Raw genomic sequence first — 12,557 nt, 5'->3', positions numbered from 1 at the left:
GGCGAGGGCTTCGTGGCGGTGTCGGCGGATGCGCGCAAGAAGTTCTGGCTCGATCGCAAGCGCACCGCGGCCATCAGCAAGCACACCAACGCCTTCAAGGTCAATGAAGACGTGGTGATCCCGCTCGAACGCATGGGCGAGTACACGCTGGGCATCGAGCGCATCAACATCGAGCTCAGCCTGCGCAACAAGCTGGCGCTGGTCGACAAGCTGGAAGCCTTCTTCGCCAAGGGCACTTTGCCGCTGGGCAAGACCGACGACGCCGGCGAGATCCCGAGCGCTGAACTGCTGGAAGACCGGGTGCAGCAGGCGCTGGCGCTGCTGCGCGAAGTGCGTGCGCTGTGGTTGGGTTGGCTGCAGGGCCTGGACGTGGTGCAAGCGGACGTTCAGCGCAGCTTCTTCGACCAGATCCAGGACGGCTCGTTGCGTGCCTCGTGGAAGCGGCAAATCCTCAAACCCCTGCAAGAGCTGTTTGCCGGTGCGGCCTTCACGCCGCTGCTCGAAGAGTGCAAGCGCATCCATCAGGAGGTGCTGAAAGGCCGCGTCTGGATCGCGTTGCACATGCATGCCGGCGACGGCAATGTGCACACCAACATCCCCGTCAACTCCGACAACTACGAGATGCTGCAGACGGCGCACCAGGCCGTGGCCCGCATCATGGTGCTGGCCCGTTCGCTGGATGGCGTGATTTCCGGCGAGCACGGCATCGGCATCACCAAGCTCGAGTTCCTGACCGACGACGAGTTGGCCAACTTCACCGCCTACAAGCAGCGCGTGGACCCGGAAGGCCGCTTCAACAAGGGCAAGCTGCTGCGCGGTGAGGCCTTGCAACGCCTGGGCGACGACGTGCATGCGGCCGACCTGTCACGCGCCTACACCCCCAGCTTCGGGCTGATGGGGCACGAGTCGCTGATCATGCAGCAGAGCGACATCGGCGACATCGCGAACTCGGTCAAGGACTGCCTGCGCTGTGGCAAGTGCAAACCGGTCTGCGCCACGCACGTGCCGCGTGCCAACCTGCTGTACAGCCCGCGCAACAAGATCCTCGCGACCTCGCTGCTGGTCGAGGCCTTCCTGTACGAGGAGCAGACGCGCCGCGGCGTGTCGATCAAGCACTGGGAGGAATTCGAGGACGTTGCGGACCACTGCACCGTCTGCCACAAATGCCTCACGCCATGCCCGGTCAACATCGACTTCGGCGACGTCTCGATGAACATGCGCAACCTGCTGCGCAAGATGGGCCAGAAAAGCTTCCGGCCCGGCAATGCCGCGGCGATGTTCATGCTCAACGCCACCAACCCGCAAACCATCAAGCTGGCCCGTGGCGCGATGGTGGGCGTGGGCATGAAGGCCCAGCGCCTGGCGCATGACGTGCTGAAGCTGGCCGCCCGCAAGCAGACCAGCGCGCCGCCGGCGACCGTGGGCACCGCGCCGATCAAGGAGCAGGTGATCCACTTCATCAACAAGAAGATGCCGGGCGGCCTGCCGAAGAAGACGGCGCGCGCGCTGCTGGACATCGAGAACGCCGACTACGTGCCCATCATCCGCAACCCGGTGACGACCACGCAGGAAACCGAGGCGGTGTTCTATTTCCCCGGCTGCGGCTCGGAGCGGCTGTTCAGCCAGGTCGGCCTGGCCACGCAAGCCATGCTGTGGCATGCCGGCGTGCAGACGGTGCTGCCGCCAGGCTACCTGTGCTGCGGCTACCCGCAGCGCGGCTCGGGCCAGTTCGACAAGGCCGAGAAGATCATCACCGACAACCGGGTGCTGTTCCACCGCGTGGCCAACACGCTGAACTACCTGGACATCAAGACCGTGGTCGTCTCCTGCGGCACCTGCTACGACCAGCTGCAGGGCTACCAGTTCGACAAGATCTTCCCCGGCTGCCGCATCATCGACATCCACGAGTTCCTGCTGGAAAAGGGCATCCGCCTGGACACCTCCAGCGGCGCCGGTTACCTCTACCACGACCCCTGCCACAGCCCGATGAAGCTGCAGGAGCCGATGAAGACGGTGAAGGCGCTGGTCGGCAGCGAGGTGGTCAAGAGCGAACGCTGCTGCGGCGAAAGCGGCACGCTGGGCGTGAGCCGGCCCGACATCGCGACCCAGGTGCGCTTCCGCAAGGAAGAGGAGATCCGCAAGGTCGAGACCCAGCTGCGGGCCGACGGCACCGTGAGCGCGGACCAGAACCTGAAGATCCTGACCTCCTGCCCGAGCTGCCTGCAAGGCCTCTCGCGCTATGGTGACGACCTGAAGAGCGGCCTGCTGGAGGCCGATTACATCGTCGTCGAGATGGCGCGCAAGATCCTCGGCGAGGACTGGATGCCCAAGTACGTGGCACGCGCCAACGCCGGCGGCATCGAACGGGTGCTGGTGTGACTGCCGCCACCCCAGCGCTGTTCCGTCACCCCGGCTGCGCGCTGTGCGAGCCGGCCGCTGCCGGCACCGCGCTGCGCATTGCCGAAGACGCGCGGCTGCAGGTCATTCGCGTGCTGGATGCGCCGGACTTTCCCGCCTTCTACCGCGTGATCTGGCACAGCCACGTCGCGGAATTCAGTGGCCTCAATGCGGCCGACCGCTTGCACTGCATGGACGTGGTCGCCGCGGTCGAGCAGGCCTTGATCGAGACGCTGGCGCCCACCAAGGTCAACCTGGCGGCGCTGGGCAACATGGTGCCGCACCTGCATTGGCATGTGATCGCCCGCTTCAACTGGGACGCCCAGTTCCCGCAGCCGATCTGGGGCGCGAAGCAGCGCGAGGTGGCGGATGCCGCGGCGCGCCTGGCCGTGCCGCTGGCCACGCTGGACCAGCGCGTGCGCGCGGCGGTCGGGCCGCTGCTCGGTCGCTGATTCAGCCCGGCTGGCCCATCTCGGCCAGCACCGCCAGCACCTGGCGTGTTGCGGCATCGAGCCGCTCGGGCACGCGGTGGGCCACGCCGAGGTGGCGTGTCAGCGGCGGGTCCAGCGGGCGCAGCTGCATCACTTCCGGCGAAGGCAGCGGCGTGTCGGCGCTGCGTTCCAGCGGCAGCACCGCCGCGCCATAACCGGCGCTGACGAGGCTCTTCATCGCCTCGGTGTAGTTGAGCTCGATGCGCGCCCGCGGCGCCAGCCCGGCCGCGCCGAACCAGCCGGCCACCAGGCCGTGCATCATCGTGGTCTTGTCGTTGGCGACCAGCGGCTGCGTGGCCAGCCAGGCAGGCGTGACGACTTCCGGCACGGTCCAGCGCGGTGGCAGGAAAGCCATCATCGGATCGCTGCGCCAGGGCTGCAGCAGCAGTTCCGGCAGCTCGGCCTGCGGCAGCGCCACGATGCCGATGTCCAGCGTGCGCGCCGCCAGCCGGTCCATGGTGTCCAGCGAGCCGAGGATGGCGACCTCCACGTCAATGCCCGGATGCCGCTCGTTCAGCACCGCCAGCACCCGCGGCAGCAAATGCACCAGCACGCCGGTGGACGTGCCCAGCCGCACCTTGCCTTCGCGGCCTTCGGCGAAGCGCCGCACCTGGTCGACCGCGTCGTCCGCCTCCTTCAGCAACTGCCGGCCGCGTTCGATCAACGCCGCGCCGGCCGCGCTCATGCGCACCTGCTTGCCGCCGCGTTCCAGCAGCGGCGCACCCAGCCGCGCCTCCAGTTCACTCACGTGCAGGCTCACGGTGGGCGCCGCCAGGTGCAGCGCCTGCGCGGCGGCGGCGAAGGTGCCCAGGTCGGCAATGGTGACCAGCGTGCGCAGCTGGTCAAGGTTCAGGCTTCGCATCAGCTTTCCTGAAGGGTTTGCTCAGTTCTTTCAACTTTTCAAATCTTAATCCCGCCGCGAGCATGGTGAGCCGGCCTTCAAAGGCCTTTCAACGGAGCACACCATGTCCACGCAGGCTTCCCGCATTGCCACCCAGCCGTCCTTGTTCGCCGCGTTGCGCCGCCGGGCGGCCGCGCTGTGGTCTGCCGCCTGCGCGCTGCGGGCCCGGGCACGCGAGCGGGCCGAGGCGCGCCGCGCCCACGCGCTGCTGCGTGAAATGGGCACGCGCGAACTGGCCGACCTAGGCATCGGGCCGGACCAGGTCGACTGGTTCTGCCGCGGTGAAGGGCGCTGAGCCCCCGTCTTGCGGCCGGTGGTTTGGGGTTTTCACTGACAAGCAAACGTTTGCGCAAACGTTTGCTTTCGGTAGGATGGCGTCCGCTGACGATCCTGTCGCGTCCTGAACCGGGCGGACGGGCGATCAGCCGGACACACCAACACAGACCCAGGAGACACCATGTCCTTCACTCGCCGCTCCCTCCACATTGCCGCGGCCCTGGCCGTCACCGGCCTGCTGGCCACGCCCGCGATGGCGCAGGACAAGCCCAAGGTCGCGCTGGTCATGAAGTCGCTGGCCAACGAATTCTTCCGCACCATGGAAGACGGCGCCAAGGCACACCAGAAGGCCCATGCCGGCGAGTACACGCTGGTCACCAACGGCATCAAGAACGAGACCGACACGGCCGCGCAGATCAAGATGGTCGAGCAGGCCGTGGCGCAGAAGGTCAGCGCCATCGTCATCGCGCCGGCCGATTCCAAGGCCCTGGTGCCGGCCATCAAGGCCGCGGTGGACAAGGGCATCCTGGTGGTCAACATCGACAACCGGCTGGACACCGATGCGCTGAAGGAAAAAAGCCTGAACGTGCCGTTTGTCGGCCCGGACAACCGCATGGGCGCCAAGCTGGTGGGCGACTTCCTGGCCAAGTCGCTGAAGGCGGGCGACAAGGTAGGCATCGTCGAAGGCGTGTCCACCACCTTCAATGCGCAGCAGCGCACGCTGGGCTTCCAGGATGCGATGAAGGCGGCCAACATCACCGTGGTCGGCGTGCAGTCCGGCCAGTGGGAGATCGAGAAGGGCAACACCGTGGCCGCCGGCATGCTGCGCGAGCACCCGGACCTGACGGCGCTGCTGGCCGGCAACGACAGCATGGCGCTGGGCGTGGTGGCGGCGGTGAAGGCCGCGGGCAAGACCGGCAAGGTGCAGGTCGTCGGCTACGACAACATCACCGCGATCAAGCCGATGCTGGCCGACGGCCGCATGCTGGCCACGGCCGACCAGTTCGCGGCCAAGCAGGCCGTGTTCGGCATCGAACTGGCGCTGAAGGCGCTGGCCGCCAAGACGCCGCAGGCCCAGCTGCCCGCCGAAGCCAAGACCGACGTGGTGCTGGTGACCAAGGGCAGCAAGTAAAACTGCCGCGAACGCCATGTCCCAAGCACCAACCCCGTCCAGCGTGCCGCTGCTCGAGATCGACGGCGTCGGCAAGGCCTACGGCGGCACGCCGGTGCTGCACGAACTGAGCTTCTCGCTGCATGCCGGCGAGGTGCTGGCGCTGACGGGTGAAAACGGCGCGGGCAAGAGCACCTTGTCCAAGCTGATCTGCGGGCTGGAGCGGCCCACGCTGGGTCGCCTGCGGCTGGCCGGCCAGGCTTATGCGCCAGCCACGCGGCAGGAGGCCGAGCGCCTGGGCGTGCGCATGGTGATGCAGGAGCTGGGCTTGGTTGGCACGCTGACGGTGGCCGAGAACCTGTTCCTCGGCCGTTTGCCAAGCCGCGCCGGCTGGCTGCGGCGCGGTGCGCTGCATGCGGCGGCCAGGCTGCAGCTGGCCAAGATCGGGCTGGACGACATCGACCCGGCGACGCCGGTGTCGCGGTTGGGCATTGGCCAGCAGCAGATGGTGGAAATTGCCCGCAACCTGCAGGACGACACCCGCGTGCTGGTGTTGGACGAACCCACCGCGATGCTCACGCCGCGCGAAACCAGCCGGCTGTTCGAGCAGATCGCACGCCTGACCGCGCGCGGCGTGGCCATCGTTTACGTCTCCCACCGGCTCGAAGAGCTGCGTCGCATTGCCGATCGCGTGGCGGTGCTGCGCGACGGCCGGCTGGTGGACTTGCGCGCGATGGCGGGCCTCAGCGAGGCCGACCTGGTGCAGCGCATGGTGGGCCGCTCGGTCAGCGAGCTGGAGCACCGGCCGCGCCGAGAGGCCGGCGCTGTGCTGCTGCGCGCCGAAGGCCTGGGCCGCGGCACGGTGGTGCAGGACGTGAGCCTGGAGGTGCGCGCTGGCGAGGTGTTCGGCATTGCCGGGCTGGTCGGCTCCGGCCGCACCGAGCTGCTGCGGCTGCTGTTCGGCGCCGACCGGGCAGACAGTGGCACGCTGGTGCTGAATGACGATTCGGGCGAGGTCCAGCGCCGCATTCCGCGCGGCTTTGCGTCGCCGGTGCAGGCGATTGCGGCCGGCATCGGCCTGGTTGCCGAGGACCGCAAGTCGCAGGGGCTGCTGCTGTCGCAATCGATCCGCATCAACGCGACGCTGTCGGACCTGGCTGCCGTCTCGCGCGGCGGCTGGCTGCGCGGTGCACACGAACACACGCTGGTGCGCGGCTTCATCGAGCGGCTGCGCGTGCGCTGCCGCGGCAGCGAGCAGCCGGTCGGGCAGCTGTCTGGCGGCAACCAGCAGAAGGTGGTGTTCGCCCGCTGGCTGCACCGCAGCACCCGCGTGCTGCTGCTGGACGAGCCGACGCGCGGCGTGGACGTGGGCGCCCGTGCCGACCTCTACGCCGAGCTGGACCAGATGGCCTGCGACGGGCGCGGGCTGCTGATGGTCTCGTCCGACCTGCGCGAGCTGATGGCCATGGCCGACCGCATTGGCGTGATGAGCGCCGGGCGCCTGGTGGCCGTGTTCGAACGTGGCGAATGGACCGAATCCTTGCTGCTCTCGGCCGCTTTCTCGAAGTCTTCCGAGCCCGGTCAGGCCGCGGCGACAGCATCCTCTCTTTCATGAACCAAGCCGTGACCTCACAACCCGCCACCCAAACGCCGCCCGCCAAGGCCGCAGCGCCGGTCTGGCGCACCCAGCTCGGCACTTACCTCGGGCTGGCCCTGGTGCTGGTCGGCATGGTGGGCCTGTTCTCCTGGCTATCCGAATACTTCTGGAGCCGCGAGACCTTTGTCACCATTGCCAACGAGATCCCCGCGCTGGCAGTGATGGCGGTGGGCATGACCTTCGTGCTGATCATTGCCGGCATCGACCTGTCGGTCGGCTCGGTGATGGCGCTGTCGGCCGCCACCTCGGCAGCGGCCATCCTGCAGTGGCACTGGAGCGTGCCGGCGGCTGCCGTGCTGGCGCTGGCCACCGGGCTGCTGTGCGGCGCGGTCACCGGTGCGGTGGCTGTCGCCTGGCGGCTGCCGTCCTTCATCGTCTCGTTGGGCATGCTGGAGGCGGTGCGGGGCAGCGCCTACCTGGTGACCGATTCGCGCACCCAGTACGTGGGCGATGCCATTTCCTGGCTGGCCGCGCCGGTGGCCTTCGGTGTGTCCTCGGCCTTCGTGCTGGCGGTGCTGATCGTCATCGCTGCGCAGCTGGTGCTGTCGCGCACGGTGTTCGGCCGCAGCATGGTCGGCATCGGCACCAACGAAGAGGCCATGCGCCTGGCCGGCGTGGACCCGCGGCCGATCCGCATTGCGGTGTTCGCGCTGATCGGCCTGTTGGCCGGCCTGGCGGGCCTGATGCAGTCGGCCCGGCTGGAAGCGGCGGACCCGAATGCCGGCACCGGCGTGGAGCTGCAGGTCATTGCCGCGGTCGTGATCGGTGGCACCAGCCTGATGGGCGGGCGCGGTTCGGTCATCACCACCGCGTTTGGCGTGCTGATCATCGCGGTGCTGGAGGCCGGCCTGGCGCAGGTCGGTGCCAGCGAGCCGAGCAAGCGCATCATCACCGGCGCCGTCATCGTGGCCGCCGTCATCGTCGACACGCTGCGGCAGCGCCGCGGCGCCGCCTGAACGGCCATGGCGACCATCAAGGACGTTGCCCGCCAGGCCCAGGTGTCGGTGACGACCGTGTCGCACGTCGTCAACGGCACGCGGCATGTCAGCCCCGAGAGCCGCGAGCGGGTGGAAGCGGCGATCCGCGAGCAGGGCTACGTGCCCAGCGCGATCGCGCGCAGCCTGAAGAGCAACAACACGCGCACGCTGGGCATGCTGATCCCGAACAGCTCCAACCCGTATTTCGCCGAGGTGGTGCACAGCGTGGAAGACCGCTGCTTCGGCGCCGGCTACAACCTGATCCTCTGCAACACCAAGGACGAGGCGAACCGCCAGGGCAGCTACCTGCAGGTGCTGGCTGAGCGCCGCATCGACGGGCTGATCGTTGTCTCCACCGGCCGCGACGCGTCGCTGGCGCAGCAGCTCGTCGGCCTGTCGATTCCTACCGTGCTGGTGGACCGCGAGATCGAGGTCGGCGAGCAGCCTTGCGACCTGGTCGAGACGGCGCACCGCCAGGGCGGGCTGCTGGCCACGCAGCACCTGCTGGACCTGGGCCACCGTCGCATCGCCTGCATTGGCGGGCCCGAGGGCCTGGTGCCCAGCGAGCAGCGCATTGCCGGCTGGCGCGAGGCGCTGGCCGAAGCCCGCCTGCCAGCACCGGAGCTGCTGACCCACGGTCAGTTCACCAGCCAGGGCGGCTTCGAGGCGATGCAGGCGCTGCTCGCGCTGGCCGTGCCGCCCAGCGCGGTGTTCGTCTGCAACGACCTGATGGCGATGGGCGCGCTGTGCGCCGCGCACGAGCGGCACCTGCGCGTGCCGGAGGCGCTGTCCATCGTCGGCTTCGACGACATCGAACTCGCCGCCTTCACCAGCCCGCCGCTGACCACCGTGGCCCAGCCCAAGCAGCGCATTGGCGCGCTGGCGGTGGACATGCTGCTGGAGCGCATCCACGGCAAGCGGCGCGAGCCGCGCAAGGTGCTGCTGCAGCCCGAGCTGCGGCGGCGCGGCTCGACGGCGGCCTTTCAGACTTCAGATTCCTTGACTGCATGAATGACGCTTTGACGGATCGACCTCGCATCGTGGTGGTCGGCAGTTTGAACATGGACTTGGTGCTGCGCGTGGCGCGGGCGCCCGAGGCCGGTGAGACCGTGATGGCCCAGTCGCTGAACCACCTGCCGGGCGGCAAGGGCGGCAACCAGGCCGTGGCCTGCGCGCGGCTGGGTGGCGAGGTGCAGCTGTTCGGCCGGCTGGGGGCCGACGGCCATGGCCAGGCGCTGCGCACGGCGCTGCAGGCCGATGGCATCGACGCGATAGGCCTGCAGATCGACACGCAGGCACCCACCGGCGTGGCGACCATCCTGGTCGACGATGCGGCGCAGAACCGCATCGTGGTTGCGGCCGGCGCCAACGGCCGTTTCGTGCTGGATGCGGGCGCGCTGACCCACGTGCTGTCGCAGGCGGACTGCCTGGTCGCCCAGTTTGAAGTTCCGTTGGCCGAAGTGCTGGCCGCAGCGCGGCTGGCGCAGGCCGCTGGCTGCCGCGTGCTGCTGAACCCATCGCCGGTGCAGCCCTTGCCGGCAGCGTTGTGGCCGCTGGTGGACACGCTGGTGGTCAACGAGACCGAGGCTGCGGCGCTGGCCGGCGGCGAGGTGGACACGCCGGCCGAGGCCGCGCTGGCGGCGCAGGCGCTGTTGGGCCGCGGGCCGGCGCGCGTGGTCGTCACGCTGGGCGCGGCCGGTGCCGTTGCGGCAGACAGTGCAGGTTGCCGGCACCACCCCGGCATGCACGTCACCGCGGTGGACACCACCGCTGCCGGAGACACCTTCATGGGCGCGCTGGCCGTGGCACTGGGCCAGGGCCAGGCGCTGGACACCGCCGTGCAGCGCGGGGTGCGCGCCGCGGCGCTGTGCGTCACCCGGCCCGGCGCCCAGCCTTCGATTCCCACCGCGGCCGAGGTCGACGCCTCGCCGCAGCCTTCGCCCTGGAGCCCGCTGTGAAACGCACTGCCTTGCTGCATGCCGAGCTGTCCCACGCCATTGCCAGCCTGGGCCATGGCGACATGCTGGTGATCGGCGATGTCGGCCTGCCGATCCCGCCCGGCCCGCGCCGCATCGACCTGGCGCTGACGCCGGGCATACCGTCCACCGCGGAGGTGCTGAAGGCGGTGCTGAGCGAGATGCAGGTCGAGCGCGCGGTGATCGCTACCGAGGCAGTGGAACGCACAGGCGGCGACTTGCCCGATTGGTGCAGCTTGCCCGTGAAGCCGGAAACGGTGACGCATGCGCACTTCAAGCAGCTGTGCCGGGAGGCGCGCGTGATGGTGCGCACGGGCGAATGCACGCCATATGCGAACGTGCTGCTGATCGCCGGCGTCACCTTCTGAGGGCAAGGCCAGCCCGGCTAAACTGCCGGCTGTGCCCACCCCCACTCCCACCGCCCTGACGCTGCACCAGGCCTCGCGCCAGCTGGAAATCAGCTTCGACGATGGCCAGGTCTTCCACATTCCGTTCGAGCTGATGCGCGTGATGTCGCCGTCCGCCGAGGTGCAGGGCCACGGGCCCGGCCAGGAGACGGTGCAGACTGGCAAGCGCGAGGTCGGCATCAGCGGCGTGGCGCCGGTCGGCCACTACGGCATCCAGCCCCAGTTCGACGATGGCCATGAGTCCGGCATCTTCACCTGGGCCTACCTGTACGAGATGGGTTCGCAGCAGCCGGCCTTCTGGGCCCGCTACGAGGCGCAGCTGAAGGCCAATGGCGTGGACCGCGACAGGCCGATGCCGCCCAAGCCCGGCAGCGCCTGCGCGTCGCATTGAACCGAGCAAACGAGAGCCAGCAAATGTCAGAAACCCACTTCGGCTTCAACAAGGTTGACGAGGCCGAGAAGGCAGGCAAGGTCAAGGGCGTGTTCGATTCGGTTGCGTCCAAATACGACGTGATGAACGACCTGATGTCCATGGGCATGCACCGCGCCTGGAAGGCCTACACGATTGCCGTGGCCAACCTGAAGCCGGGCGACAGCGCACTGGACATTGCCGGCGGCACCGGCGACCTGGCCCGCGCCTTCGCCCGCCAGGTCGGACCGACCGGCCTGGTGCTGCACACCGACATCAACGAGGCCATGCTGCGCACCGGCCGCGACCGGCTGCTGGATCAGGGCCTGACGCTGCCGACGACGCTGTGCGACGCCGAGAAGCTGCCGTTCAAGGCCAACACCTTCGACCTGGTCAGCGTGGCCTTCGGCCTGCGCAACATGACCCACAAGGACCAGGCGCTGTCCGAGATGAACCGGGTGCTCAAGCCCGGCGGCCGGCTGCTGGTGCTGGAGTTCTCCAAGGTCGCCAAGCCGCTGCAGAAGCCGTATGACTGGTACTCCTTCAACATCCTGCCCAGGCTGGGCCAGTGGGTGGCCGGCGACGCCGAGAGCTACCGCTACCTCGCCGAGTCCATCCGCATGCACCCGGACCAGGCGACGCTGAAGGCGATGATGAAAACCGCCGGCTTCGGACATGTGGACGTGCACAACATGACCGGCGGGCTGGTTGCCTTGCACGTCGGCATCAAGTGCTAGGGAAGGTGCCAATGAACCGGACAAGCCCGCTCGAGCCGCCACAACGCGCCCACTCGTCGTTGCAAATGCTCGCTGTAGCCCGAGCTACAGCTGTGCTTTGCGCCTAGATTGGACTCGTTCTGACGACCCGCTCTGGCTCGCCCGATCCATTCACACCTTCCAGTCATGCCCACCATCCTGCTCACCGGCGCCACCGGCTACATCGCTTCCCACACCTGGCTGGCGCTGCTGTCGGCCGGCTACGACGTGGTCGGCCTGGACGATTTTTCGAACAGTTCGCCCGAGGTGCTGAGGCGGCTGACCGAGCTGTCCGGCCGTGACTTGGCCTTTGTGCAGGCCGATGTGAACGACAGCGCCGCGCTGGACCGGGTGTTCAGCCAGCACCGGATTGCCGCGGTGATGCACTTCGCCGCCTTCAAGGCCGTGGGCGAATCGACCGCGCAGCCGCTGAAGTACTACGCCAACAACCTCGGCGGCCTGGTCAACACGCTGCAGGCCATGGGCCGCGCGGGCGTGAAGACTTTCGTTTTCAGTTCCAGCGCCACCGTCTACGGCGAGCCGCAGTTCCTGCCCTACACCGAGGCGCATCCGCTCGCCGCGATGAACGTCTACGGCCGCACCAAGCTGATGGGCGAGCAGATCCTGCGCGACCTGGAAGCGGCCGAGCCGGACTGGCGCATTGGCTGGCTGCGCTACTTCAACCCGGTGGGCGCGCACGAGAGCGGCCGCATTGGCGAGGACCCACAAGGCATCCCGAACAACCTGATGCCGTTTGTGCAGCAGGTGGCTGTAGGCCGGCGCGAATTCCTCTCCGTCTTCGGCGGCGACTACGACACACCGGACGGCACGGGGGTGCGCGACTACCTGCATGTGATGGACCTGGCCGATGGCCACGTGGCGGCGCTGCGCTACCTGCTGGAAAAACAGCTCTCGCTGACGGTCAACCTGGGCACCGGCGTGGGCTACAGCGTGCTGGACCTGGTCAACGCCTTCAGCCGCGCCGCCGGCAAGCCCATCCCGTACAAGATCGTGGACCGCCGGCCGGGTGACCTGCCGAGTTATTACGCCGACGCCACCCTGGCCAAGTCGTTGCTGGGCTGGGAAGCCACACGCAGCCTGGACGACATGTGTGCCCACAGCTGGCGCTGGGCCTCACAGAACCCTCGGGGCTACATGTCAGCACCCGGCATCACGGGGACGTGATACCACCCGCCGGGC

Annotated in this window: 13 protein-coding genes; 12 read left to right on the top strand and 1 reads right to left on the bottom strand. The window is 68.5% G+C overall.

Annotated elements, in window-relative coordinates; all coding sequences use genetic code 11:
- On the top strand, positions 1–2,379 hold a 2,379-nt coding region (locus ACAH41_RS26325; protein WP_370538666.1), incomplete at its 5' end, for a DUF3400 domain-containing protein.
- Complete coding sequence (locus ACAH41_RS26320) at positions 2,376–2,849, top strand: HIT family protein (RefSeq protein WP_370538665.1); 474 nt, start codon at positions 2,376–2,378, stop codon at positions 2,847–2,849. The genes ACAH41_RS26325 and ACAH41_RS26320, both read left to right, overlap by 4 nt.
- A gap of 1 nt (position 2,850) precedes the next feature.
- Here ACAH41_RS26320 and ACAH41_RS26315 read toward each other — a convergent pair whose 3' ends face one another.
- The gene (locus ACAH41_RS26315; RefSeq protein ID WP_325654808.1) at positions 2,851–3,750 is read right to left on the bottom strand and encodes a LysR family transcriptional regulator; all 900 of its coding nucleotides are present in this window, start codon (positions 3,748–3,750) and stop codon (positions 2,851–2,853) included.
- A 103-nt stretch (positions 3,751–3,853) separates the two neighbouring features.
- Here ACAH41_RS26315 and ACAH41_RS26310 point away from each other — a divergent pair, with 103 nt between their 5' ends.
- The 10 genes from ACAH41_RS26310 to galE all read left to right on the top strand — a co-directional run bounded on the left by ACAH41_RS26310 (position 3,854) and on the right by galE (position 12,542).
- Positions 3,854–4,084, top strand: a complete 231-nt coding sequence (locus ACAH41_RS26310; protein WP_325654806.1) for a hypothetical protein — start codon at positions 3,854–3,856, stop codon at positions 4,082–4,084.
- A gap of 162 nt (positions 4,085–4,246) precedes the next feature.
- On the top strand, positions 4,247–5,197 hold the full coding sequence (locus ACAH41_RS26305; protein WP_325654804.1) for a sugar ABC transporter substrate-binding protein: 951 nt from the start codon (positions 4,247–4,249) through the stop codon (positions 5,195–5,197).
- 16 nt (positions 5,198–5,213) lie between these two features.
- Positions 5,214–6,791: a sugar ABC transporter ATP-binding protein gene (locus tag ACAH41_RS26300; protein WP_325654802.1), complete on the top strand. Its 1,578-nt coding sequence runs from the start codon at positions 5,214–5,216 to the stop codon at positions 6,789–6,791.
- Positions 6,788–7,789 carry an ABC transporter permease gene (locus ACAH41_RS26295; RefSeq protein WP_325654800.1) on the top strand — a complete coding sequence of 334 codons (1,002 nt, stop codon included), beginning with the start codon at positions 6,788–6,790 and terminating at the stop codon, positions 7,787–7,789. Before ACAH41_RS26300 ends, ACAH41_RS26295 begins: the two co-directional genes overlap by 4 nt.
- A gap of 6 nt (positions 7,790–7,795) precedes the next feature.
- Positions 7,796–8,821, top strand: a complete 1,026-nt coding sequence (locus tag ACAH41_RS26290; protein ID WP_325654799.1) for a LacI family DNA-binding transcriptional regulator — start codon at positions 7,796–7,798, stop codon at positions 8,819–8,821.
- Positions 8,818–9,768, top strand: a complete 951-nt coding sequence (gene rbsK, locus ACAH41_RS26285) for a ribokinase (RefSeq protein WP_370538664.1) — start codon at positions 8,818–8,820, stop codon at positions 9,766–9,768. Before ACAH41_RS26290 ends, rbsK begins: the two co-directional genes overlap by 4 nt.
- On the top strand, positions 9,765–10,154 hold the full coding sequence (gene rbsD / locus ACAH41_RS26280; RefSeq protein ID WP_325654797.1) for a D-ribose pyranase: 390 nt from the start codon (positions 9,765–9,767) through the stop codon (positions 10,152–10,154). Before rbsK ends, rbsD begins: the two co-directional genes overlap by 4 nt.
- A gap of 31 nt (positions 10,155–10,185) precedes the next feature.
- Entirely contained in the window at positions 10,186–10,584 is a 399-nt protein-coding gene (locus ACAH41_RS26275) for a DUF971 domain-containing protein (protein WP_325654796.1), read from the top strand.
- Between the two features lie 23 nt (positions 10,585–10,607).
- Complete coding sequence (gene ubiE / locus ACAH41_RS26270) at positions 10,608–11,339, top strand: bifunctional demethylmenaquinone methyltransferase/2-methoxy-6-polyprenyl-1,4-benzoquinol methylase UbiE (RefSeq protein ID WP_325654795.1); 732 nt, start codon at positions 10,608–10,610, stop codon at positions 11,337–11,339.
- A gap of 165 nt (positions 11,340–11,504) precedes the next feature.
- Positions 11,505–12,542 (top strand): UDP-glucose 4-epimerase GalE, encoded by a 1,038-nt coding sequence (gene galE / locus ACAH41_RS26265; RefSeq protein WP_325654793.1) that lies wholly within the window; start codon positions 11,505–11,507, stop codon positions 12,540–12,542.
- Positions 12,543–12,557 lie beyond the last annotated feature (15 nt).

The sequence above is a fragment of the Ideonella sp. genome (assembly GCF_041287625.1).
Taxonomy (GTDB): domain Bacteria; phylum Pseudomonadota; class Gammaproteobacteria; order Burkholderiales; family Burkholderiaceae_C; genus Ideonella.
This window is presented reverse-complemented; position numbering and strand designations above follow the sequence as displayed.